Annotated in this window: 22 protein-coding genes; 12 read left to right on the top strand and 10 right to left on the bottom strand. The window is 68.5% G+C overall.

Translation table 11 applies throughout. The annotated features are described in order from the left end of the window. Positions 1–136: 136 nt before the first annotated feature. From MPLG2_RS13900 to MPLG2_RS18590, 3 genes are all read right to left on the bottom strand, one after another. Positions 137–1,885, bottom strand: coding sequence for a hypothetical protein (locus tag MPLG2_RS13900; protein WP_105186649.1), 1,749 nt, complete (start codon positions 1,883–1,885; stop codon positions 137–139). A 235-nt stretch (positions 1,886–2,120) separates the two neighbouring features. After that, positions 2,121–3,470 carry an MFS transporter gene (locus MPLG2_RS13895; protein ID WP_231935665.1) on the bottom strand — a complete coding sequence of 450 codons (1,350 nt, stop codon included), beginning with the start codon at positions 3,468–3,470 and terminating at the stop codon, positions 2,121–2,123. A 190-nt stretch (positions 3,471–3,660) separates the two neighbouring features. Continuing rightward, positions 3,661–3,807, bottom strand: coding sequence for a hypothetical protein (locus MPLG2_RS18590; RefSeq protein WP_158681224.1), 147 nt, complete (start codon positions 3,805–3,807; stop codon positions 3,661–3,663). Between MPLG2_RS18590 and MPLG2_RS13890 the strand changes: the two genes are divergently transcribed. Beyond that, complete coding sequence (locus MPLG2_RS13890; RefSeq protein ID WP_105186647.1) at positions 3,788–4,348, top strand: M15 family metallopeptidase; 561 nt, start codon at positions 3,788–3,790, stop codon at positions 4,346–4,348. The two genes, MPLG2_RS18590 and MPLG2_RS13890, sit on opposite strands and share 20 nt — an antisense overlap. A gap of 32 nt (positions 4,349–4,380) precedes the next feature. Here MPLG2_RS13890 and MPLG2_RS13885 read toward each other — a convergent pair whose 3' ends face one another. Both MPLG2_RS13885 and MPLG2_RS13880 read right to left on the bottom strand, forming a co-directional pair. Beyond that, the gene (locus MPLG2_RS13885; RefSeq protein WP_105186646.1) at positions 4,381–4,827 is read right to left on the bottom strand and encodes a GreA/GreB family elongation factor; all 447 of its coding nucleotides are present in this window, start codon (positions 4,825–4,827) and stop codon (positions 4,381–4,383) included. Between the two features lie 159 nt (positions 4,828–4,986). Next, the gene (locus MPLG2_RS13880) at positions 4,987–6,255 is read right to left on the bottom strand and encodes an integrase catalytic domain-containing protein (protein ID WP_105187409.1); all 1,269 of its coding nucleotides are present in this window, start codon (positions 6,253–6,255) and stop codon (positions 4,987–4,989) included. Positions 6,256–6,474: 219 nt separating this feature from the next. Here MPLG2_RS13880 and rpsF point away from each other — a divergent pair, with 219 nt between their 5' ends. From rpsF to rplI, 4 genes are all read left to right on the top strand, one after another. Continuing rightward, positions 6,475–6,765: a 30S ribosomal protein S6 gene (rpsF, locus tag MPLG2_RS13875; RefSeq protein ID WP_105186645.1), complete on the top strand. Its 291-nt coding sequence runs from the start codon at positions 6,475–6,477 to the stop codon at positions 6,763–6,765. A gap of 80 nt (positions 6,766–6,845) precedes the next feature. Continuing rightward, the gene (locus MPLG2_RS13870) at positions 6,846–7,376 is read left to right on the top strand and encodes a single-stranded DNA-binding protein (RefSeq protein WP_105186644.1); all 531 of its coding nucleotides are present in this window, start codon (positions 6,846–6,848) and stop codon (positions 7,374–7,376) included. Positions 7,377–7,461: 85 nt separating this feature from the next. Beyond that, positions 7,462–7,698: a 30S ribosomal protein S18 gene (rpsR, locus tag MPLG2_RS13865; RefSeq protein WP_105186643.1), complete on the top strand. Its 237-nt coding sequence runs from the start codon at positions 7,462–7,464 to the stop codon at positions 7,696–7,698. A 14-nt stretch (positions 7,699–7,712) separates the two neighbouring features. Next, positions 7,713–8,159: a 50S ribosomal protein L9 gene (rplI, locus tag MPLG2_RS13860; RefSeq protein ID WP_105186642.1), complete on the top strand. Its 447-nt coding sequence runs from the start codon at positions 7,713–7,715 to the stop codon at positions 8,157–8,159. 288 nt (positions 8,160–8,447) lie between these two features. Here the strand turns inward: rplI and MPLG2_RS13850 are convergent, their stop codons facing one another. Next, the gene (locus MPLG2_RS13850) at positions 8,448–9,347 is read right to left on the bottom strand and encodes a transglutaminase-like domain-containing protein (RefSeq protein WP_105187685.1); all 900 of its coding nucleotides are present in this window, start codon (positions 9,345–9,347) and stop codon (positions 8,448–8,450) included. Positions 9,348–9,357: 10 nt separating this feature from the next. Here MPLG2_RS13850 and MPLG2_RS13845 point away from each other — a divergent pair, with 10 nt between their 5' ends. Together MPLG2_RS13845 and MPLG2_RS13840 are read left to right on the top strand one after the other, a co-directional pair. Next, positions 9,358–10,635, top strand: a complete 1,278-nt coding sequence (locus MPLG2_RS13845) for an MFS transporter (RefSeq protein ID WP_105186640.1) — start codon at positions 9,358–9,360, stop codon at positions 10,633–10,635. A gap of 30 nt (positions 10,636–10,665) precedes the next feature. Then, positions 10,666–11,439 (top strand): DUF3152 domain-containing protein, encoded by a 774-nt coding sequence (locus MPLG2_RS13840; RefSeq protein WP_105186639.1) that lies wholly within the window; start codon positions 10,666–10,668, stop codon positions 11,437–11,439. A gap of 1 nt (position 11,440) precedes the next feature. Here MPLG2_RS13840 and MPLG2_RS13835 read toward each other — a convergent pair whose 3' ends face one another. Next, positions 11,441–12,391: an EamA family transporter gene (locus MPLG2_RS13835; protein WP_105186638.1), complete on the bottom strand. Its 951-nt coding sequence runs from the start codon at positions 12,389–12,391 to the stop codon at positions 11,441–11,443. Between the two features lie 72 nt (positions 12,392–12,463). Here MPLG2_RS13835 and MPLG2_RS13830 point away from each other — a divergent pair, with 72 nt between their 5' ends. Continuing rightward, entirely contained in the window at positions 12,464–13,396 is a 933-nt protein-coding gene (locus MPLG2_RS13830) for a LysR family transcriptional regulator (protein ID WP_105186637.1), read from the top strand. Positions 13,397–13,468: 72 nt separating this feature from the next. Here the strand turns inward: MPLG2_RS13830 and MPLG2_RS13825 are convergent, their stop codons facing one another. Then, a complete protein-coding gene (locus MPLG2_RS13825) occupies positions 13,469–13,894 on the bottom strand; it encodes a cupin domain-containing protein (RefSeq protein ID WP_105186636.1) in 426 nt (141 codons plus the stop codon). A 290-nt stretch (positions 13,895–14,184) separates the two neighbouring features. Then, positions 14,185–15,153 carry a patatin-like phospholipase family protein gene (locus MPLG2_RS13820; RefSeq protein WP_105186635.1) on the bottom strand — a complete coding sequence of 323 codons (969 nt, stop codon included), beginning with the start codon at positions 15,151–15,153 and terminating at the stop codon, positions 14,185–14,187. A gap of 79 nt (positions 15,154–15,232) precedes the next feature. Here MPLG2_RS13820 and MPLG2_RS13815 point away from each other — a divergent pair, with 79 nt between their 5' ends. Together MPLG2_RS13815 and MPLG2_RS13810 are read left to right on the top strand one after the other, a co-directional pair. Beyond that, a complete protein-coding gene (locus MPLG2_RS13815; RefSeq protein WP_158681223.1) occupies positions 15,233–17,488 on the top strand; it encodes a 3-hydroxyacyl-CoA dehydrogenase/enoyl-CoA hydratase family protein in 2,256 nt (751 codons plus the stop codon). A gap of 172 nt (positions 17,489–17,660) precedes the next feature. After that, positions 17,661–18,617, top strand: coding sequence for a M48 family metallopeptidase (locus MPLG2_RS13810; RefSeq protein ID WP_197709953.1), 957 nt, complete (start codon positions 17,661–17,663; stop codon positions 18,615–18,617). A 595-nt stretch (positions 18,618–19,212) separates the two neighbouring features. On the opposite strand, the gene MPLG2_RS13805 is transcribed toward MPLG2_RS13810, so the two are convergent. Then, complete coding sequence (locus MPLG2_RS13805; protein ID WP_105186633.1) at positions 19,213–19,857, bottom strand: hypothetical protein; 645 nt, start codon at positions 19,855–19,857, stop codon at positions 19,213–19,215. Positions 19,858–19,990: 133 nt separating this feature from the next. Here MPLG2_RS13805 and MPLG2_RS13800 point away from each other — a divergent pair, with 133 nt between their 5' ends. Together MPLG2_RS13800 and MPLG2_RS13795 are read left to right on the top strand one after the other, a co-directional pair. Beyond that, positions 19,991–21,637, top strand: a complete 1,647-nt coding sequence (locus tag MPLG2_RS13800) for a sensor histidine kinase (RefSeq protein ID WP_105186632.1) — start codon at positions 19,991–19,993, stop codon at positions 21,635–21,637. After that, entirely contained in the window at positions 21,634–22,284 is a 651-nt protein-coding gene (locus MPLG2_RS13795) for a response regulator (RefSeq protein ID WP_105186631.1), read from the top strand. The genes MPLG2_RS13800 and MPLG2_RS13795 overlap by 4 nt, the downstream gene beginning before the upstream one ends. Positions 22,285–22,295 lie beyond the last annotated feature (11 nt).

Raw genomic sequence — 22,295 nt, 5'->3', positions numbered from 1 at the left:
GGGCGACGCGACGATGCTCCGAAAGTTGCGCGCCAGTGATCGCGACACGCCGATAAACAGGCCGGTGGGCACCACTGGCGCGCAACTTTCGGAGGAAAACCGCCAGCACAGGGCCGCCTCAGCAGCCCTACGGCGCTCAGCTCACCGTGCTCGACCGCGCCGTGGTTCGTGAGGCGTCGGGGTAGCCGGTGAGCGAGCCGGTGATGCGGGCGCTGAGCTTCTTGCCCTTGTCGGCCGCGGTCACGGTGTAGGTCGCCTCGATGGCGCCGTCGATGACCACCCCGTTGCGGTACCACTGGTAGCCGAACGTCACACCCGAGGGCTTCCAGGTGCCCGTGGTCACGGTGATCGCCTGACCCACGCGAGGGGTCGAGTCCGACAGCTTCGCCGACGCCGAGGTGAGCCCGGATTGAACCTTCACGCTGGGTGGCGAGAGCCGGCTGACCGCCTGGTAGCCGGGCAGGGTAGCCCGCACCCGCACCGTGATCGCCTTGCCCAGGTCGGACGACGTCAGCGTGTAGCCCGCCTTGGTGGCGGCCTTGATGGCCTTGCCGTTGCGGTACCAGACGTAGGTGAAGACCGCCGTGGGCTGCCAGTCGCCCGGCACTGAGGTGAGCCGTCCACCCACCCGGAGGATGCCGTCGATGGTGGGCTCGGGCGTCGCGGTGAAGTGCAGCGGCTGCACCTCGACGGCCTTGGTGTAGGTGTAGTCGGTGGTGTAGCCGGCCAGGGACGCCCTGACCCGCAGCCGCAGGTCGTGGCCGACATCTGAGGCGGTCAGGTCGTACTCGGCGGCCGTGGCACCGGCGATGTTCTTGCCGTCGCGTTGCCACTGGTAGCCGAATGATGTGCCCTCAGGAAAGCCGAGGCCCGGGGTTCCGCTGAGTTTCGAACTGAAGACGTAGTCACCCGTCACCACCGGACGTGGGGTGGGAAAGATGCCCTTGACGGTGTCGGTGGTCTCGTCGGAGGTCTTGGTCACCGTGGTGGTTCCCAGGGTGGCGCTCACCCGCAGCTTGATCGCGTGGCCGACGTCAGCCGCCGCCACCACGTACTCGGTGCCGGTGGCGTCGGTGATCGCCTTGCCGTCGCGCAGCCACTGATAGGTGAGCGTCGAGCCGTCCGGCATCCAGGTGCCTGCGACGGCCTTCAGGGTCAGGCCCACCCGGGCGCTGCCCCCGATCGCCGGCACCACCGACGGGTACGGGCTGAACGGGTCGACCGTCACGTGCGCGAACGACTTCACCGACGACCGTCCGATGGTCGGCAGGCAGGCCGGACGGCCGCTCTTGCCGCAGGGCCCGAGTTGGGGGACGGTCAGCACCTGGCCGGTCCACCACGAGGTCTGGGCCATGGCGCCGTCCCAGCTGAGCGAGATGTGCACGTGGTCCTTGTGGTTTGCGGTCCACGAGCCGCGGCTGGCCATCTTTCGCCAACCGAGCTCTTGGTAGTAGATCGACCAGATGCGCTGATTCCAGATGATGTACATGACGCCCAGCCGGTAGGCGACCTCGCCGTTGTTGGCGGTCATCCACTTGACCATGTCGGCCACCTTGGCGCGGTCTTTGGCCTTGCGGGAGTCCATGTGCCAGTCGAGCGCCCGGCCCTCTTTGTGCTCGGACGTGCCGCCGCTGGAACAGAACCGCGAGATGCCCCACGACGAGCCCCCCCAGGTCTTGATCAGCGCCTTGAGCAGCGCTGTGGTGCCGGGCTTGGCCGATGGGGTGCAGGTCTTCTGCGCGATGTAGCCAAGGTGCGCGTCGATGCCGGGGGTCTGCAGCGTCTTCGGCGGCGCTGGGTTGGTGGCGCGGGCCTGCGTGACGGGTGCCAGCAGCACCAGCAGCGCGCAGGCGGCGGCGACGAATGGACGGATCAGGGTGCGCATGGGCTGCCTCGCAGACGGTCGCGGCGTCGGGATCGTGCATTGAGGGTAAGCCGGGTTTCGATCAATGACGCAGGGTCTCACGGGATCAATGAACGCAGGGTCTGACGCACGCTCACGACGGCCGCGCGACGTCGCTCGCGATTGCGCTCGTTGCCTGCGGACGAACGCGAGCAACGTCACCCATCGCGAGCAACGTCGCGCGATGGTCGCGGAGAGCGGCGGGGACGCGCTGCGGTCAGTCGTCCCGACGGTCGATCGGCGGGCGCACGCTGAGGTTCCAGTCGACGCTGAGGTCATGGTGGCGAAACCGCTCGTAGCCGTCGGCGTCCAGGTCGTGAAACTCACGGCGGGTGCGTACCCGGTAGCGGGCCACCTGCACGATGCCGATCGTCCAGAGCAGGAACTGCGCCGACATGGCCCACCCGAAAGCTTCGCGGCCGTACGGCTGACCGGGTGGCGTCAGCCGGTCGAGAATCACCCCCACGGCCGACACCACCAGCACGGTGGCGATGAAGCCGCCCTGGTTGACGATGCCGTTGGCTCCGCCCAGTTGCGCCGGGGGGTTGGACGTGCGGGCGTAGTCGAAGCCGATCATCGAGACCGGTCCGCCCACACCGATCACCGCCGCCAGCACGACCAGCAGCCACAGCGGAGCGGGCCCCGGCCACAGCAGCACCGCGGCCCAGACGACCATCTGCACGGCCAGGCTGGCGAGCACCAGGGTCGAGCGGTGAAACGGACGGTAGGCCACGAACTGTCCGATGAGCGGCGCCGTCAGCATCGACACGAACGTGGCCAGCAGCAGCAACACGCCGGCGGCGATCGGGTCGGTGGCCTGCCCCTGCACCAAGAACGGGTAGCCCCACAACAACGCGAAGACCATGACGCTGAACGGTGTCGAGAAATGCACCCAGAACCCCATCTTGGTGCCCGAACGTGCCCAGACCTCAACGATGGTGCTGACCACCCGTCGGCGCGAAATCGGTGGGCCGGGCTGGGTGCGGCGGGTCGGGGTGTCGCGCACCAGCACCAGCAGGAGCAGCACGAACACCACACCGAGTGCTGCAGGCGTGGCGAAGGTCGCCGTCCACCCCACGTCGCGCAGCAGCAGCGTCATCGGCACCGTGGCGGCCATCGCGCCGATCTGGCCCAACTGGCCCGTGAACTGGGTGAACAGGGGAATGCGCATCATCGGAAACCAGGAGCTGACCAGGCGTAACACGCTGGTGAAGATCACCGCGTCGCCGCCGCCGATGAACACGCGGGCGATGATCGCAGCCGGGTAGGTGAGTGCCAGGGCGAACCCGACCTGGGCCAGCGTCAGCACGGTGATGCCGGCGATCAGCGCCCGGCGCGGGCCGAATCGGTCGATCGCCAGGCCGGCCGGCACCTGCATGGCGGCGTACACCAGCAACTGCAGCGTGGTGAAGAACGACAGTTGCGCGGCCGTGATGCCGAACCGGTCGGCGGCCAACAGCCCGGCCACCGACAGCGAACTGCGAATGAAGACGGTGAGCATGTAGGCGCCGACCGCGACACCCCACACGATCAGTGCCGAGCGCGTCACTTTGGCCGGTTCGCTCACACCTTCTGTTCTATCTCTTCGCCCATGGCGACGCTTCGGCGGCTCGTGCCGTGGACCGGTCTGGACGCTCGCGCGTGACAGGATTGGCGAGGTCGAAGGGGTGTGCATTGTTGGTGGGCGTGGTGCGGCGCTGGGCGATCAGCGCGCTGGCAACGGGGTTGCTCGCTGCCGGCTGTTCAGCCGTCCCCCCTCAGCCCGGCTCGGCGCCGTCGGTCGCGGCAGTACGTCCGAGTGGGCAGACGGGCAGCGCCGCATCACCGGTGTCGTCGCCCTCTGCGCAGGCGCCGTCCGAGTCGTTGCGTCCGTCCACGAAGCCGGTGGACGACCGCAGCGGCAAGCAACTCGGCCACCCCTTCACCGTCAACGGCATGGTCGTGGTGTCGGCCAAGCACAAGGTGAGTGCGGCGTACCGTCCGAGCGTGGGCGCCTACGGGCTGACCCCGGCCGCAGGCAAGGCGTTCGCCGGGTTGAAGCGAGCGATTGAGAAGGCCGGCCTGCGGCTCTACGTGGTGTCGAGCTACCGCTCGCACGCGGCGCAACAGGCGCTGTACGCGTCGAAGTTGGCCAGCATGGGGCGGGCCTACACGCAGAAGTACGTGGCGGTGCCGGGCACGAGCGAGCACCAGACGGGCCTGGCGGTCGACCTGCGCAGCCCGGGTGGGCGCGGCACGTCGTTCGACAACAGCCGCGAGTGGCGGTGGTTGCGCGCGCACGCGCAGAACTATGGGTTCGTGCTGCGCTACCCCGACGGGCTCACGAAGGTGACCGGCATCGGGTTCGAGCCGTGGCACTGGCGCTACGTGGGCGTCGAGCAGGCCAAGGCGATCAGGGCGCTCGGCGCCAACATGACGATCGAACAGTATCTGCGCCTGGCCTGAGTGGCTGGTCGAGCGCGTCGAGACCCCGTCGATCAGCCGACCTGGTCGATGCGGTAGTTGTGCCCACGCACGGTGAACTCGTCGCCGGCGGACTTGCCCAGCATCGCCTGGGTGAACGGAGCCTCGGGCGACACCGACTGCACGGTCAGCCCATTCACCTCGACGTCGTCGGCCGAGATCGCGACGAAGTAGTACTCGTCGTCCACCTGTACCAGCGAGCCTGGGCCGACCGTGGTGCTGGGCGTGAAGTCGACCGCCTCCAGCTGGGCGAGCGAGTCGCGAAGGGGCCGCAGCGTGTCGTCCAGAGCCTCGGCGGTGCCGAGGTCGACGCTCGACTGGGCGATCAGGCTGGGGTCGTTGATTGTCTCGTCGTCGAGCTCGGACGCGCCGTGCAGTTGGGCGATGGCGCGCTCAGCGGCGGCGATGGCGGCCCGTTGGGCGGCCGCGACGGCGTCGCGAACCTCGCGCTTGTCGGTCATGGTCGGCTCCTGATCTCGGCGCTCCGTGGCGGCTCTGCACTGTATCGGTGTTGCGGCGCAAGTGGGGGGACGGTTCCCGTCTCGCGTAATCCGGGGTGGTTGGCGTGAGTTGGGAACCGTCCCCAACTCGCGCCAGGAGGCGGATCCTGTGGACTCATGTCAAGATGCCCGCTTGGGTTGGGTCGTTGACTCATTTCGTTTTGCCCGCGTCATTTTTGTTCGGGATAGGTAGACGTGGTTGCGTTTGGCTGCTTTGAGGATGGTGCCGCGGCGGCGGGCGAGTTCGAGCAGGTTGCGTTGGATGAGGTCGATGTCTCGGCGTAGTTGGGCCGGGTTGGCCTGGGTGATGCGACTGTCAAGGTGTCGCCGGTCCTGGTCGTCGAGGACGGTGGGGTGGTCACGGAGCAGCCGGCCGGCCGGGGTGGTGGCGGTGTCGTAGGTCTTGGTGACTTTCGCTCCGGTGCGGGTCTTGGTTTTCAGCTTCTGTTGCGGGGTGAACAGGTTGGACAGTTCAGCGGCCAGGGGCCATAGCTGGTTGAGCAGGTCGAGTTCCCGGCTGGTGTCGTAGCGGTAGTAGCCGACGTTGCGGCGGACTCTGGTCCAGTTCTTCTGTTCGATGTGGGCTTGGTCGTTGGAATGGTTCGGGCGGCCGCGGGTGAACGTGATCTCACGGGTGTTGCACCAGCTCATCAGGTGGTGGTTAATGAACTCGGAGCCGTTGTCAGAGTGGACGCCCACGATCGCGAACGGGAACCGGAGGGCGAGTTGCTCCAGCCCGGTGGCCACGATCCTTTCGCCCTTGGACTTCACGGTGATGGTTTCGGTCCAACCGGTAGCCACGTCGACAGCGTCCAGGCTGTAGTGGAAGTGGCCGTTGTTGTCGCCGCCGTCGTGACCGACCAGATCGATCTCGATGAACCCTGGCTGGGTGTCGTCCCACTCGTGCCAGGTCTTCAGCGGGATCGACGATTTCAACAGCGATCCGGGGCGGGTCAAGGACCGGCCCTTGAGGTTGCCGACCAGCCCGAGCCGGTAGGGCCGCAATCGGCGATCGATGGTCGCCGCCGACATGGCCAGCAGTGCGTCGATGACTTCGGGTGTCGCGTTCAGCTCGCCCTTGGCGACCAGGCTCGCGACCAGGACCGGCAGCGCTGGGCGCACGATCTTGCCGCTGGGTCCGTCCAGCACCGCCCAGCACACCGCCAAGGCGTCGATCACCTCAGGTCCGTAGCGGAACACAGGCTCGCGGGGCCTGCGTGGCCGGTTCACGTCCACACCGGCGACCGCTGCCCGGATCATCTTGCGGGCATGGTCTCGATGCCAGCCGTTGACCGCGACCAGATGATCCAAAATGGTCGACTTCTCAGCCTTGGTCGCCTTCGGCCACGCCTTGACCTGGCTCGCCAGCACAGCCTTCCGTTGCCTCATCGTCAGCCCCATCCCCGCAGCCTGACCCACGCGGGCATTCTCAGATGAGTCAACGACCCCACCCACGCGGGCATTCAGCACGAGTCAACTCGCGGATTGGCCCGGGCGGGCGGGCTGCGGCTAAGCTTGACCCTTGGTGCCTCGTGGCACCGTGCACACGCCCTCCTGCCATGGGAAATGCTCATGGCCGCTCGAGACCAGAGGAGGTGGAGTTCGCGTATGCGTCAATACGAAGTCATGGTCATCATCGATCCCGACGTGGACGACCGTCAGGTGAATGGCCTGCTGGAGAAGCCGCTCGCGGGCCTGACCAAGGCCGGTGGAACCGTCGACAACCTGGACATCTGGGGTCGCCGTCGGCTCGCCTACGACATTCGCAAGAAGTCCGAAGGCATCTACGCCGTCATCAACATCACCGCTGAGCCTGCCGACGTGAAGGAACTGGATCGCCAGTTCACCCTGAACGAGCAGATCATGCGCACCAAGGTCATCCGGCCCGATACCCGGTAGCGGCCCGGCACCCGATAGAGAAAACTGTCGGCCCCGGCTGACAGGCTCTGAGTGATAGTCACCGATCGAAAGACAAACTCATGGCAGGCGAAACCATCATCACGCTCGTCGGCAACCTGACGGCGGATCCCGAGCTGCGCTTCACCCCGTCCGGGGCGGCCGTGGCCAACTTCACCGTCGCGTCGACCCCGCGCACGTTCGATCGTCAGACGAGCGAGTGGAAAGACGGCGACGCCATGTTCCTCAACTGCTCGGTGTGGCGGCAGGCGGCCGAGAACGTCGCCGAATCGCTCACCAAGGGCATGCGGGTGGTCGTGCAGGGCCGGCTGAAGTCGCGCTCGTACGAGACCCGTGAGGGTGAGCGGCGCACCGTGTTCGAGGTCGAGGTCGACGAGGTCGGCCCGTCCCTGCGGTACGCCTCGGCCAAGGTCAGCCGCAATCAGGGTGGCGGCAACTACTCCGGCGGGGGCAACTCCGGCGGCGGTGGCGGCTACTCCGGCGGCAACAACTCGGGTGGCAACGACGCGTGGTCGTCCGGTGGTGGCGGCAACAACCGCTCGGCCGGTAACGATCCGTGGGCTCAGGCCCAAAGCGACGAGCCGCCGTTCTGATCACCCGCGGACGCCGCGTCGTCCGCAGCATTAGCAAACAACGTCATTCCGGCTTCGGCCGGGCTCACTGAAAGGGAGCACCACAATGGCACAGCAGCGTAAGCCTGTGAACAAGAAGAAGATCGCGCCGGCCAAGTCGGTGCGCATCGGCCACATCGACTACAAAGACACCGCGACCCTGCGCAAGTTCATCAGCGAGCGGGGCAAGATCCGCGCTCGTCGGGTCACCGGTCTGTCCGTGCAAGAGCAGCGCAAGGTTGCGATCGCCGTCAAGAACGCGCGTGAGCTGGCCCTGCTGCCCTACGCCTCGACCGCTCGCTGAGAAGGGACGACAGCATGAAGCTCATTCTGACCGCCCCGGTCGATCACCTGGGCATTCCCGGCGAGATCGTCGAGGTCAAAGACGGCTACGGCCGTAACTACCTGCTGCCCCGCGGGTTCGCCATCAAGTGGACTCGGGGTGCCGAAAAGCAGATCGAAGGCATCAAGCGGGCGCGTGACGCTCGCGAGATTCGTAGCATCGATCACGCCAAAGAGATCCGTACGCAGCTCGAAGCGCTGACGGTGTCGCTGCCGGCCAACGCCGGCGACAACGGCAAGCTCTTCGGTGCGGTCACCCCGGCCGACATCGTGCTCGCGGTGAAGAAGGCCGGCGGGCCCGCCGTCGACAAGCGCGCGGTCGAGATCGCCAAGCCGATCAAGGCCGTCGGCACGCACACCGTGGGTCTGAAGCTCACCAGCGGTGTGGTGGCGCACATCGACGTCAACGTCGTTTCCGCCTGAGACGGATCAAGGGGCGGGGTCTTCGGACCCCGCCCCTTGGCATGCGTGGGCAGCTTGGGGACGGGTTCTCCAGCTGGTGATGGGACGGTTCTCCAGTTGGTAAGGGGACGGTTCTCAGACTGCTGCGTCGAACGACGAAATGCCTTGTGGCGCGCAGTATTGAGCCGCCGGTCAGACGGTTGGAGAACCGTCCCCTTGTTGGCTGGAGAACCGTCCCCTGCACCGGCGGAACCGTCCCCTGAACCGGCGGAACCGTCCCCTGAACCGGCGGAACCGTCCCCTGACGGGTCAGGCGGGCGTGACCTCGCGGGTCGTCAGGTTCACCCGAACGGACGGCGTGCCGTACGGCGAGTGCTGCATGACGAAGCCCTTGGGGTGCAGGGTCTCGTCTGAGGTGTACCAGTCGTGCAGGGCGCGTTCGGCCTCGGCGTCGCCGCCGTCGGCCGCCACCAGCAGTGCCGCCAGCCGGTCGAGCACCTCGGGCTCGGGGGTGGTGAACCAGTCGTCCCAGAGCAGCAGTTCGTCGCCGTAGCGGTGGGCGACCTGAAAGACCACGTACCCCGCCACGAAGTCTCTGCCGCGCAGCGGTGCGGGAACCATCGGGTCGACGCCGTACTGGTCGGGGTCGGCGTCGCCGCTGCGCAGCAACTGCCACACCTCGGCCGCGGTTTCGAACGGCGAGCCCGCGCCCGTCGGCATGTCGCGGACGTCGAAGTCGAAGCCCCACCCGTTGTCGAGTTCGGGATCGGTGCGCACCCACCGGGTGCCGTCGAAGTAGTCGACCACCACGTGATCGTGGTGGAACGGCGGCGCGAAGTACCCGGCGAAGCCCACCACACTGCGCGCCGGCACCCCGTTCGTGCGCAGAAAGCTGATCAACATCAGCGAGTGGTCGCGGCAGCAGCCCGCGATGCGGTCGGGTAACGGACGGGGCTCGGTCAGGTCGGCGGGCTGCCGCGACTGGTCGAGATCGAGGATCGCCTCGGCCCACCGCGAGTCGATCTCGCCGCGTCGCGCCTCGGGCAGGTCGGTGAGTTCGGCACGATAGTGGCCGATCAGGTTGCGGGTGGTGGCGCACAGTCCGCCCACCTCGGCGTCCAGGTTCTGCACCAGAGCGAGGTGCCGTCCGGGGTCGGAATACGGACTGTGCGGCGCGAACGCGCGCGGATCGGTGATGTCGACGCTCATGCTGCCCACAATGCCGCGTGGCAAGGTGGGCGACAAGGTCGATCGGAGGACGGCGATGGCGCAGCACCTGGGCTACCGCACGCTGCTGCGCAGCATGGGGCCCACGTTCACCACGCTCGCCATCGTCGGGCGGCTGCCGACCAGCATTCTGCCGCTCGCGCTGTTGCTCTACGCCCAGTCGCAACTGGGTTCGTTCGCCCTGGCCGGACTGGCCACGGCAGCGCTCAGCCTGGGCGGAGCGTCCGGGGCGGTGTTGATCGGCCACCTGTCGGACACCCTGGGGCACCGCGTGGTCGGCGTCGGTACGACGCTCGTGCAGACCGTCGCCCTGATCGGCTTTCTGCTCACCTGCCGGCCGGACGCGCCGCTGCCCGCCATGCTCACCTGCGCAGCCCTGGCCGGCTTCGCCAACCCCCAACTGGGCGCCATGGCCCGGGCGCGCTGGTCGCAGGCGGCCGCCGTCCGTGACGATCGGGGGCCGTACACCGCCGCCGCGATGGCGTGGGAGGGTGCCGTCGACGAGGTGTCGTTCGTGGTGGGTCCGGTGCTGGCCACCACCCTGGCCGCGCTCGCCCCCGCCGCGCCGGTGCTGCTGGCGATCGGCCTGGCCTGGGTGGGCCAGGTCGGTTTCGCGCTGCACCGAACGGCTCTGCCGCCCGCCCGGCACGGACGAGCGCGGCACCCCGACTCACCCGACCGCATCGACTGGACGCTGCTGGTGCTGCTCGGCGTGGTGACAGGTGCGGTGGGTCTGCTGTTCGGCGGGTCGCAAACCGCCATCGCGGCCTTCTTCACCCTGCGCGGCGAACAGGCCGTGACCGGACTCGTCTACGGCACCATGGCGGTCGGCAGCGCCAGCATGGGTCTGCTCAGCAACCGGCTGCCCGCCCGCTTCTCGCTGAGTGATCGCATCGTGGTGTTCGGGCTGGGTTCGGCGCTCACCGCGCCGCTGCTGGTGGTGGCCTGGGACGCCGCGACCATGGCCTTGGCCTGCCTGATCGTGGGCGTGATGGTCGGCCCGACGCTGGTGACCGCCTACGCACTGGCCGAACGCATCGCCCCGCCCGAACGGCTCTCGACCGTACTCACCGTGCTGTCGACCGTGGGCGTGGTGGGGGTCGCCGCCGGGTCGGCCGTCGCAGGCCAGCTTATCGAGGCGTTCTCGCCGCAGCAGGCGGCCTGGACCGCGACCCTTGGCGGGGCGCTGGCCACCCTCGCGGGCCTCGTCGTCATGCGCCGGGTGGGCGGATCGGGGGCATCGGGGCCGCGCCGGGGGTCGCAACCCTGACCGGCCGGTGCGGTCGCATAGGGTGAGTGGGTGAGCGATCCGGGGGTGCAACGACGCGTGCTCAACTGGGGTCGCACCGCATTGGTCATTGCTGCCGTGGTGACGTTGGTCGCGGTGGTGTTCGGCGTGCGGGCCGTGTCTGCGCCGGTCGAGAAGGCCGGGGCGCCCACCATCGCGGTGCCTGCGCCGAGCGGCACCCGGTTCACCAGTCCGTCACCCACGCCCAGCGCGACGGGCACCGAGTCGCCGTCGTCGAGCGCGTCGGCCAGCCCGTCCGCCTCGCCCACGAAGAGCATCAAGGCGTCCGGCGACTTCGACTGGGCGACGACCACCGCGGCGGCGTCCGGCTCGCAGGGCAAGCTGTACCGCTACGCGGTGGCGGTCGAGAGCTCGGCCAAACTGAAGGTCAACTCGGTGGCCGGCGACATCGCGGGAGTGCTCAACGACCCCCGCAGCTGGACCGGTGACGGCGACGTCCGGTTCGCTCTGGTGTCGCAGGCCAAGGCCGAGGTGAAGGTGTACCTGGCCAGCACCAAGACCGCCGCGTCGCTGTGTGACGGCGACGGCGAGGCCGGCTACACCTGCGTGCTGGGCGACGTGGTGGTGATCAACGCAGCCCAATGGACGACGGCGGCCGCCGGCTTCGGTGACCTGACCCGCTACCGCGAGTTTCTGATCAACCACGCGTTCGGGCACCTGATCGGCAAGAAGCACGCCGAGTGCGGCGGCAAGGGCAAGAAGGCTCCGGTGATGCTGCAGCAGGGTGCCGGCCTGTTCGGCTGCACCGCGAACCCCTGGCCCTAGATCAAGCCCGAACCCCGCGGCGCTCATCCACATCGGGCACCAGTGGCGGTGCCCCATGTGGATCAACCCTTGGCCGCTCGGCACGCCCGACGGGAAGGTTGGCGAACAGCACGCCCAGCACCAGGGTGAGGCCGCCGACCGTCTCCCACACGTTGGGCCGCTGGCCCAGCAGAACCGACGCCGAGATCATCGCCACCACCGGGGCCAGCAGCACCCATGGCACCACGGCGGCCGAGCGATTGGTGGCCAACAAGCGGTTGAAGATCGCGTAGCCGACCAGGGTGCACAGCACCGCGGTGTACAGGGTCGAGAGAATCGGACGCCACCCGAACTGCCCGATGGCTAGGGTGATCGCGGCCGGGCCGTCGAGCAGGGCCGACAGGGCCAAGGCGGGAAGCGGCACGATCAGCGACGACCACACCGTCAGCGACAGCGAACCCCGCCACCCGCTCGGGGACGCCGCGCCGGCCCGGCGGGCGATCACGTTGCCGATCGCCCACGAGAGGGCGGCCAGCAGGCAGAGCAGCACGGCCAGCGCGGGGGCGTTGCCGCCGCGACCGAGGGCGACCACCCCGAGGCCGACCGATCCGGTGACCACTCCGGCCACCTGCGCGCGATTGGGACGTTCGCGAAGGGCCAGGGCGGCCACCATGATGGTGAGCACCGCCTGAGCCTGCAGCAGCAGGGCCGCCAGCCCCGGTTGCAGGCCCAGACCGATCGCCGTGTACAGCAGCGCGAACTGACCCAGACTCATGAACGCACCGACGCCGAGCACCACCCGCCACGACACGAGCGGACGCGGCACCACCAACGCCGCGAGCGAGACAACCGCGAACCGAATCGCCACGAAGAGCAGCGGTGGCACGCCGTGCATGCCCCAGTCGATGACCACGAAGTTGAAGCCCCACAGGCTCGCGACGGTGGCCGCCAACAGCATGTCTCGTCTGCTCATGGCACCATCGAACCCGAAGATATTCGGAAACACCAGCGACGATTTCTCCGGTTGATTCGGTAGCATCGGTACATGCTCGATCTGGAAGCCGTGCTCGCCCTCCGCGCCGTCGCCACCGGCGGCAGCGTCGCCGTGGCCGCCGAGACGCTCGGCTACACGCCGTCCGCGGTGTCGCAGCAGATCAAACGGCTGGAGCGCGGCACCGGCGTCACGCTGCTGGAGCGGGCAGGACGGGGCGTGGTGCTCACCGACGCCGGACGGCAGTTGGTCACCACCTCGGCGCCGGTGCTGGCCGACCTGGAACGCATTGAGGCCGACCTGCAGCTGGCGCGCAGCGTGGCGGCCGAGCAGGTGACGGGCGAGGTGCGGGTGGCGGCGTTCTCGACGGCGGTGCGCGGGTTGCTGGTCGAGGTGCTGGCCGGATTGCGGCGCGAGCACCCGGCGTTGCGCGTGCCCCTGCGCGAGAGCGAGCCGTGGGAGACGGTCGCCCTGGTGGCGTCCGGTCAGCGCGACCTGGGCATCGTGCACGCCTGGGGCGGGGTGGCGCTGGCCATGCCTGACCATCTGATCGCCACCCCGCTGTTCACCGATGTGGCCGACGTGGTGCTGCCCCGCGACCACGCGCTCGCCGATCGTGCGGTTCTGGCGCCTGCCGACCTGGCCGACTGCGACTGGATCGCCACCTTCGACTCCACCATCTGCCGGCAGTGGCTGCGCCGACTGTTCGACGGGGTGCCGAACGCGCCGCGCATCGTGCACGAGTCGATGGAGTTCGAGAACCACATCGAGTTGGTGCGGGCGGGGTTGGGGGTCGCGTTGGTGCCGCGCCTCGGCCGGCCCGCGCTGCCGCCCGAGGTAGTGGCGATTCGCACCGTTGCGCCGGCATCGACGCGGGCGATCTCGGCCGTGCACCGGCGCACGCAGGCCGCCTCACCCGCACTGCAAACCGTTGTCGACGCCGTGCGTGAGGCTGTGCTGGTCGGCTTCGCGACTGCCATCGACTGAACGTGGTCGATCGACCCCCGTCTCAGGGGGTCGATCGACCAGCTTGATCAGTCGGGTCGGTGGCCCTTCGACTCAGTCTTCTTCGGGGTCGTTCTCGGCGTCTTCCTGGGTCTTGTGCACGGTACCCGGCACGTGGTCGGCGGGGCCGTACAGCGCGTACACCTTCATGGGCTCGTCGCCGATGTTGGTGACGTTGTGCCAGGTGCCGGCGGGCACCAGAATCGCCCAGTCGTCTTCGACGTCGCGCTCGAAGGTCAACTCGCTCTTCTTCGGGCCCATCTGCACCCGGCCCTTGCCCTTCTCGAGCCGCAGGAACTGGTCGTTCTTGGGGTGCACTTCGAGGCCGATGTCGCCGCCCACCGGAATTGACATCAAGGTGAGCTGCAGGTGCGCGCCCGTCCACAGGGTGGTGCGAAAGTTGTCGTTGTTGACGGTCTTGGATTCGATGTCGACGACGTAGGGCTCTTTGCCGCGGTCTTTGTTGTGCCGGACGGTCATGCGCACTCCTTCGATAACGGGTTTGGGACTACTTTCATCCTTGCCCACGCGGCCACACTTTTCGAGCGATCGCACCGAATGGGTCTGGGCGACCTGCTGGGGAGATCCCGGCATGCGCCGGGATGACGTGTGCGAGTGTGTCGGCCAGGCGGGGCTCGACATCCCGGCGGCGTCCGTCATCCCGGGGCCTCTGCCATCCCGGCGGACGCCGGGATCTCGACCGGCTGCGGGGACGGGTCTCGAGAGGCTCGACCGGCGACAGGCTCGACCAGCGAAGGGCTTCGTCGGCCTCAGAGGCCGACGCGGTCGAACTCGGCGATGGCCAACTGGCGTCCGAACGTCATCATCTCGTCGGCCCGGTCAAAGTCGAGCACCGAGCAACTGTCGGTCGGCACCCCGACCAGCACGTCGGGGGCGTTCAGCACATTACGGGCCAACTCGATGCGGGCCTGCATCAGATCAAGCGTGCGGCCCAGCATGTCGAGCAGGTTCACATCGGTCGGCAGGTCTTCGAACTCCAGCTCGACCGAGGGCTGCGGCGTCAGGTGTTTGGCGAGTTGCTTACCCACCCACGACGCGGCCAGCGCCTCGCCCAGCCGGTTCGACCACGGCTGCCGGGCGGCTTCTGCGATCTCGAGATCGTCGGCAACCGCCTCGCCGTCGGCACTCGCGGTATCGGCAGATTCGTTGCTCGGCGACACCTGCCACAGGCCCGGCGGCTTGGCGAACAGCGAAACGCCCACGGTGACCTGGCCGGGCATGTCCATGGTGGGGCCGATCGGCAGAGGGTTGAGCAGGCCGCCGTCCACGAGCAGCCGTTCGCCGATGCGCACCGGGGTGAACACGGCCGGAATCGCGATGGACGCCCGGATCGCCGCCAACAGCGAACCGGTGCGAAACCACACCTCGCGTTCGAGGTCGATGTCGGTGGCCACCGCCGTGTAGGGCACTGGCAGGTCCTCGATGCGAACGTCGCCAACGAACCGGTGCAGCTCGTTCATCGCCTTCTGCAGCCGCACCAGCCCGGACGACCCCAGCGTCAGGTCGGTCAGCCGGCGCACATCCGAGCGGGTGAGGGTGCGGCAGTAGTCGGCGAAGTCGTCCAGTCGTCCGGCGGCCAGCACGCCACCGACCAGCGCGCCCATCGACGTGCCCGCGATGCCGACCACCTCGTGCCCGCGGGCCTGCAACTCGTGGATCACACCCACGTGGGCGAACCCGCGCGCACCGCCCGACCCCAGCACCAGATTCACCTGCATGCGGCCCAGTCAATCACCCACGTGCCGGGTCTCGACAGGCGCCGACCGCCTAGCATCGAGGTGAGCAGGGAGGTCAAACGTGAATGACGACGTTCGCCGGGCAGTGGTGGTCGGAGCCGGGGCGATGGGGTCGGGCATCGCTGCCCAACTCGCCAACGCCGGGGTTGAGGTGTGGCTGCTCGACGTGGTGCCCGAGGGCGAAACCACCGACCGCTCGCGGCTGGCCCGCGACGCGATCGCCCGCCAAGTGAATTCTGCAGGCTTCATGTTGCCGGTGTTTGCCGATCGGGTGACCCCTGGCAACGTGATCGACGACGTGGCCACCTACACCACCGCTGACTGGGTGATCGAGGCCGTGTTCGAAGACCTGGCGGTGAAGCGCGACCTGTACGCCACGATCGAGCGCCATCGGGGCGCCGACACGATGGTGACGTCGAACACGTCCACGATTCCGCTGGCGCAGTTGGTCGAGTGCCGCGACCCCGGCTTCGTGGCGCACTTCGGCATCACGCACTTCTTCAATCCGCCCCGGCAGATGCCGCTGCTCGAGGTGGTGGCCGGCCCCGACACCGACCCAGCCGTGGTCGAGCGGCTGATCACCGCCGGCGATCATCAGCTCGGAAAAACCGTGTTGCGCTGTCGCGACACTCCGGGCTTTCTGGCCAATCGCATCGGCAACTTCTGGATGGCGGTCGCGGCGTCAGAAGCGCTGCGGGGCGGTGTCGGCATCGAAACCGCCGATGCTGTGATGACCAGGCATTTCGGGACGCCCCGCACCGGCGTGTTCGGGCTGTTCGACCTGGTGGGCATCAACCTGGTGCCGCTGATCTGGACCAGCTTTCTGCGCCTGCTGCCCGCCGAGGACGCCTACCACCGCTTCGACATCACCACCGACCCCACCTTCACCGGGCTGCTCGAACGGGGTCTGGTCGGACGCCGCGGCCCTGGCGGCTTCACCCGCCGCCAGAAGACCCCGGACGGTCCCGTCGACGAGGTGCTCGACGTCGCCAACTTCACCTACCGCGCCCGGCATGCGCCGACCGACTCGGTGCTGGACGCCAAGGGGTTGCGGGCCGCCTGCGACACCCAGTCGCCCGGCGGCCGGTACGCGTGGGCGGTGCTGCGCGAGCTGATCGACTACTGCTGCACCACCGCGCCTCAGATCGCCGACCACGTCGGTTTGATCGACGACGCCATGACCCTGGGTTACGCCTGGCAGGCGGGCCCGTTCGCCCTGGCCGACCGGGTGGGGCTGGACTGGCTGATCGAGCGGTTCGAGGCCGAGGGACGTCCGGTGCCTCCGTTGCTCACCCAGGCCCGCGACGCCGGTGGGTTCAGGCCGAGCCCGGGCCTGGTGCTGGCCGGCGACGGCACGGTGATCGAGGTGGCACCGGGTCCGCTGACTGTGGCGCAGGCCGCCCGGGTGATGGTCGAGAACGACTCGGCCGCACTGGTCGACCTGGGCGACGGGGTGGCCTGCCTGGCCCTGCGCAGCAAGATGAACGTGTGCCAGCCGGGGCTGTTCGACGTGATCGACCAGGCCCTCGACATGGGCGAGGCGGGCGCCTTCAAGGCGCTGGTGATCGGCTCGGACCACCCCCGCGCCTTCTCGGCCGGCGCCAACCTGAACGTGTTCGCCGCCCTGGTCGACCGCAACGATCCGGACGAGTTGCGGCAGTTCACCGAGCGTGGCCAGCGGTCGTTCGCCCGACTTCGGGCGGCGTCGTTTCCAGTGGTGGCGGCGGCGCGCGGGCTGGCCCTGGGGGGCGGCTGTGAGCTGATGTTGGCCGCGCAACACGTGGTGGCGGCGGCCGAGTTGTACGCCGGGTTTCCCGAGCGCAAGGTCGGCCTGATTCCGGCCTGGGGCGGCGTGACGCGCACACTGATCCGGTCGTCTCTTAGGGGTTTGGCCGATCCGGCGGCGCGGGCGTTCGCGTTGGCGTCCACGTGTGTGATCAGCGGGTCGGCGTTCGAGGCGCAGGCCGGGGGTCTGCTGCTGCCGTCGGACGAGATCGTGCTGAACGCCTCGCGCGTGCTCGAGCGGGCCAAGGCGTCGGCTTTGGAGTTGGTGGGGGCCGAGCGCCGGCAAGAGCCTGCGACGTTCGCACTTCACGACCCCCGGCTCGAACCGCTGGACGCCTCGTGGGCGGACGCGTCCGAGACCGACCGGCGCATCGTTGGTGATCTGGCGGCGATGCTCACCGGTGCCGAGCAGGTCACCGAAGAGGAACTGCTGGCACGTGAACTCGACGTGGCGCTGAAACTGGTGGTGTTGCCGGCCAACCAGGCCCGCATGCGGCACATGCTGGCCACGAACAAGCCGCTGGAGAACTGACGCCGCAGCTGGTCGTTGCGTTGCAGATCCCGGCGTTCGCCGGGATGACGGAACGGCTGGGGTCGGCTGCGCGGGTCTGCGATCCCGGCTGACGGACGCCACTCGCCACGTCATCCCGGCGCCATGCCGGGATCTCTGCTACGCAGCGGGCGGCGATGCCAGGATTGTGCGCATGACGCAACCGCCACCGTCCAGTCAGCCGTCGATGCAGTGGGGGCCGCCGTCGGCGTTCACCCCCCAACCGGGCTACCCGCCGAGTCATCAGATGCCCGGCGGCTGGGCGGGCGACGTGCCGCCGCAGCGGCTCGCGGTGCCGACGGGCCCATCGGTGGCGCAGCTTCGGCATTGGGCCGAGATGCCGTTCGTGATCGGCGGGCTGGCCGTCACCATCGTGGCCGGGGTTCTGGCGATCGCGATGATCAGCTACGGCGCCACCGAGCTGCCCACCTGGGCGCTGGCGGGCCTGCTGGCGGTGCTGACGCCGCTGATCGCGTTCTTCATGATTCGCTACCAGTTCTACAGCGTGGCCAGCAACGGCATTCCGGTGACGCCGCACCAGTTGCCCGAGCTGTACGCGATCTACACCGAACTGCTGGCCAAGATGGACGTGCCCTGGACGCCGAATCTCTACGTCATCAACGGCAACGGCGTGCTGAACGCGTTCGCGTCCAAATGCCAGTTGAGAAGGGCCTACGTCACGCTGTTCAGTGATCTGGTCGACGTGGCGTACGAGCTGAACGACTTCACCGCGGTCAAGTTCGTGCTCGCGCATGAACTCGGGCACGTGAAGTGTCGGCACGTGTCGCTGTGGCGCATGCTCACCACTGCGGTGGTGCGGTTCGTGGGTCTGGACGCCACGATCATTCGCGCGCAGGAGTACACCGCCGACCGGTGCGCGTCGTACTACGTGCCCGAGGGAGCGCGCACGCTGGTGCTGCTGTACGCGGGCAAGCGGGTCTACCGCAACGTGAACATCGAGGCGTACATGGCGAGCATCGCGGCGCACAAAGACGGGCTGTGGCTGAAGCTGGTGAACCTGTTCTCGAGCCACCCGGTGGGGTTCAGGCGCATGGCGGCGCTGTATCAGGTGCAACTGCGCGGCTGGGACGTCCACGGCAAGATGCTGTGACAGCTGGGACGAGAGTTATCCACAGTGCTGTCCACATGGGGATAACTACAGCGATGTAAGTCCGATCGTGCCCCTCGGCAGAACAGGCTCTTGTCCGGCGAGGTCGAAACTGAGACGAGCGACAGGAAATTGAGACGACGTGAGAATGAACCGGGGTTTCGCCGGGGAAGTTGAGACGAGCGTCAAGGTTCGAGCCGGCGGATTCAGACCCCAACGACACCCTGGATTGTGAAGAGCCAGTAAAGAGTCACTTCGACTACCACGCAATCGTGACGCTTCTCTAGCGGTACCACCAGCCATCAGTGCTGCACTGGCGTGACGCGCTGATCTGCCCCAGCTTGTGCGCGTGAAGGCACGATGGACACGCTGTCTGTCGTCCCTGGAGACTCTCCGGGCACGCACATCCGGGGAAGAGCGCTGAGTCTCACTTCGTTGAGTCGGCCTCGGTCTCAGTTTGTTGCTCGGGAGCCTGCGGGATTCTCATTTGTCGCGGGTCGGACAGCTGCGCCAGCGAACAGGCCCATGCCGTGTTTGGTGCGGCGTGCCGCTCGTCCCGCGGAGGCTCCGGTCGGACCACTAACCCCACGGCACTCGCTCACTTCGATGCTTGGTCGGCGGTCGCGGGAGCGGCAACCGAATCAGTGAGGTCGGGTCGCACACCGACACCGAGCAGGGCCACCCCGAAGTGGATCAGCGTCTCGACGTACCCCGGATGCGTCCAGGCCGGTGCGAGGAAGCCGAGCAGCACGGTGATCGCCAGCACGGGAGTGATCGCGGCCAGCACCCGGGCGCCCACGCCACCGGAATGGCTGCGCAGCAGCGCCAGGCCGAGCAGAAGACTGCCCAGGATCATCACCAGGAACACGAAGGTGCCGATCACGTCATACGTCGCCCCCACGGGCGACTCGGACGACACGCCAGTCACGGTGAGGATCGGGCCGACCATGACGAAGGCGACGGCCATCACGGCGAAGGTCGGGATCAGCACCAGGCGCAGTACTCTGGCGAAACGATTCGCGGTGGCGAAACGGTCGCGTTCGCCGACCAGCACCCAGCCGAGCGCCGCGTAGGTGAGGCCGTGGACGAGGCCTCCGATCTCGCTCCACGCGGTGGCGCCGGAGTCGCCGGCGAAGACGGACGATTGCCCCGTGAGCCCGTGGGTGACGGCGTCACCGAGCGCGATGGCCGAGGTCAGGGTCGCTCCGATCAGAGCGAGCGTGTGGCGGCGGTCGAGCGTCATCGTCGTTCTCCTTCGCTGAGCCGGGTCGAGCCGGACGACGCAACGCTAGGCAAGGCTGCGGTCCGGCCGCGTCCTCCCCGCGGCAGCGACCGTGAGCGGCGTACGGACGACCGTCGCATCGTTCGAACGGAGGATGCGCGTTCCCCTGGGACGTTCTTATCCTGAGGTGATGAGCCGGAACGGGTTCGGCACCGACGCCAGTGTCGGTACTGCCGCGGTGGTGACCGCGGCGAGCTTCGTGGCGGCTTTGATCGCCTGGGTGACCGGCTCTCCGGTGATCGACGGGGTGTTCATCGCCATCGTGCTCGCCGTCTTCGCTCTGGTGCTGCGCGGCACGGTGATCAGCGTGCGCACGGCGACGGTCGCGCGGCGGGTGGCGGCGGAGTTGGCGACGACGCAGCCGTCCAGGGTGGCTCGCGAGGCGGTGCGCCAGGAGCGTCGCAGGCTGGCCGACGACATTGCCGCTTCGCTGCATGAGGCCATCAGGCAGTTGCGGTCCGACGCCGATGCGGCGCTGGGGGCGGCGGATCCGCTGCCGTCCATCCGACGGATCCGCGACCACAGCCGGATAGCGACCAGCGAGCTGCGCCGGCAGCTGGGCCTACTCAGCGCGCCCGAAGCCGAGGTGGTCGATGACCCGCCGGACGGTGCCGCGCCGGTACACACTCCGCGCGACCTGGTGCTGGGGCTGTCAGCCGTGGCGCTGGCGCTGTTGGAGTGCCTCGTCACCCCTCTGTTCGAGGGGGAGTCGCCACAGGCTGCCAGCACGGCGTTGACGGTTCTGGTCGCGGCAGCCGGTCTGGGCCGGCGGCACTCGCCGGCCCTGGCGGCTGGTGCGATGTCCGTCGGTTACCTGGCCGCCATCCCGCTGCAGGTCCCGATCCAGAGCGGATTCTGGTCCATGCTGGCCGTCGCCCCGCTGATCTGGACGGTGTGCGCCACGCCGGGGAGCCGCCGAACCGACCTGGCGGCGATCGCCCTGCTCTGCCTGGCCAGTGGTGTGAGCGTGGGCCGGCTCGACCCGGACAACCTTGGGTTGTGGCTCGTGGTGCTGGTGGTGTCGGTGGGTGGCGGTCTGATCGTGGGCCGGTCGCGACGACACACGGCCGATTCTCAACTGGTCGCCGAGCTCCGGCGCGGCGAACTGGCCGCGGCTGCGGAAGTGGCGGTGGCAGCCGAACAGCGGGTGTTCGCCCACGAACTGCACGATGTCGTGTCGCACGCGATCGGCCTAGTCGCGGTGCAGGCCAGTGCGGCCGAGGTGAGCTGGCCGAACGATCGAGAGGCCACCCGGCACTGCCTGCGCGTCGTGCGCGACAGCGCAGCACACGCTGCCGACGAACTGGACCGGCTCCTTACTTCCGACCATCCGGACGCTACGGCAAGGCAGCCCCGGGGCACGCCCGCCGACCTGGACGACCTCGCCTGCCGGATCCGGCTGGCCGGCACCCCGGTCACCCTCGAGGTTGCCACGGCGGCGCGGTCCGAGGTGGGGCCCACGGCCTACCGCGTCGTACAGGAGGCCCTGACCAACGTCGTCCGCCACGCTCCCGGCGCGTCGGCGCGGGTGGTGATCGCCCTGGACGATCAGGGCAACACCCTCGTGCGGGTCACCGACACGGGCCCGCCGGTCACGGGCGTCCGCCGCGGCTTCGGGCTGGTCGGGCTCGGCGAGCGCGTCGAACTCGCCGGCGGAACGCTCGAGGCGGGGCCGACGGGCCAACTTGGCGGCTTCACGGTGAGTGCGACGCTGCCGGCGCTGGCGGGCCTCCTGCGATGATCCGCGTGGTGGTGGTCGATGACAACGCATTGCTGCGCGCCGGCCTGATCACCGTGCTGAACAGTGCGGAGGACATCGAGGTGGTCGGCGAAGCAGACGGGGGTCGGCGTGCGCTGACGATCGTTGAAGCGACACGTCCGGACCTGGTGCTGATGGACGTCGAGATGCCGGACGGCGACGGCATCAGTGCCACAGAGCGGATCCTCCAGCGATCTCCGCAGGTTCGGGTGCTGATTCTCACCATGTTCGACCTCGACGAATACGTGATCACCGCCCTGCGTGCCGGAGCCTCCGGGTTCCTGCTGAAGACCACCGACCCCCAAACCCTGATCGACAGCGTGCGAGAGAACGCGGCCGGCCGTACGACCCTCGGGCCCACCGTGGTCGCCCGTCTGATCGACAGCTTTGTGAGTCGACCGGCGAAGCCGGTGGTGCAGGTTCCCGGCCTGGCCGATCTGACCGGACGCGAAGTCGACGTGCTGCGTTCGATGGCGCGCGGCCAGTCCAACGCCGAGATCGCCGGCGAGCTCTATCTGGCCGAAACCACGGTGAAGACCCACGTCGCCCGGATCCTGGCCAAGCTGGGGGTGCGTGACCGGCTGCAGGCGGTGGTGCTCGCCCATCGCTCCGGACTGGCGGCGGGCTGACCATCGGCCCG

Source organism: Micropruina glycogenica (assembly GCF_900289045.1).
GTDB classification, from domain to species: domain Bacteria; phylum Actinomycetota; class Actinomycetes; order Propionibacteriales; family Propionibacteriaceae; genus Micropruina; species Micropruina glycogenica.
This window is presented reverse-complemented; position numbering and strand designations above follow the sequence as displayed.

Coding starts and splice junctions, on each gene's coding strand:
- rplI (WP_105186642.1), top strand. CDS start 7,713: ATGAAGCTCATTCTGACCGCCCCGGTCGATCACCTGGGCATTCCCGGC.
- MPLG2_RS13900 (WP_105186649.1), bottom strand. CDS start 1,885: ATGCGCACCCTGATCCGTCCATTCGTCGCCGCCGCCTGCGCGCTGCTG.
- MPLG2_RS13870 (WP_105186644.1), top strand. CDS start 6,846: ATGGCAGGCGAAACCATCATCACGCTCGTCGGCAACCTGACGGCGGAT.
- MPLG2_RS13845 (WP_105186640.1), top strand. CDS start 9,358: ATGCCGCGTGGCAAGGTGGGCGACAAGGTCGATCGGAGGACGGCGATG.
- MPLG2_RS13825 (WP_105186636.1), bottom strand. CDS start 13,894: ATGACCGTCCGGCACAACAAAGACCGCGGCAAAGAGCCCTACGTCGTC.
- MPLG2_RS13880 (WP_105187409.1), bottom strand. CDS start 6,255: ATGAGGCAACGGAAGGCTGTGCTGGCGAGCCAGGTCAAGGCGTGGCCG.
- MPLG2_RS13830 (WP_105186637.1), top strand. CDS start 12,464: ATGCTCGATCTGGAAGCCGTGCTCGCCCTCCGCGCCGTCGCCACCGGC.
- MPLG2_RS13850 (WP_105187685.1), bottom strand. CDS start 9,347: ATGAGCGTCGACATCACCGATCCGCGCGCGTTCGCGCCGCACAGTCCG.
- MPLG2_RS13885 (WP_105186646.1), bottom strand. CDS start 4,827: ATGACCGACAAGCGCGAGGTTCGCGACGCCGTCGCGGCCGCCCAACGG.
- MPLG2_RS13795 (WP_105186631.1), top strand. CDS start 21,634: ATGATCCGCGTGGTGGTGGTCGATGACAACGCATTGCTGCGCGCCGGC.
- MPLG2_RS13805 (WP_105186633.1), bottom strand. CDS start 19,857: ATGACGCTCGACCGCCGCCACACGCTCGCTCTGATCGGAGCGACCCTG.
- MPLG2_RS13800 (WP_105186632.1), top strand. CDS start 19,991: ATGCGCGTTCCCCTGGGACGTTCTTATCCTGAGGTGATGAGCCGGAAC.
- MPLG2_RS13820 (WP_105186635.1), bottom strand. CDS start 15,153: ATGCAGGTGAATCTGGTGCTGGGGTCGGGCGGTGCGCGCGGGTTCGCC.
- rpsF (WP_105186645.1), top strand. CDS start 6,475: ATGCGTCAATACGAAGTCATGGTCATCATCGATCCCGACGTGGACGAC.
- MPLG2_RS13835 (WP_105186638.1), bottom strand. CDS start 12,391: ATGAGCAGACGAGACATGCTGTTGGCGGCCACCGTCGCGAGCCTGTGG.
- rpsR (WP_105186643.1), top strand. CDS start 7,462: ATGGCACAGCAGCGTAAGCCTGTGAACAAGAAGAAGATCGCGCCGGCC.
- MPLG2_RS13810 (WP_197709953.1), top strand. CDS start 17,661: ATGACGCAACCGCCACCGTCCAGTCAGCCGTCGATGCAGTGGGGGCCG.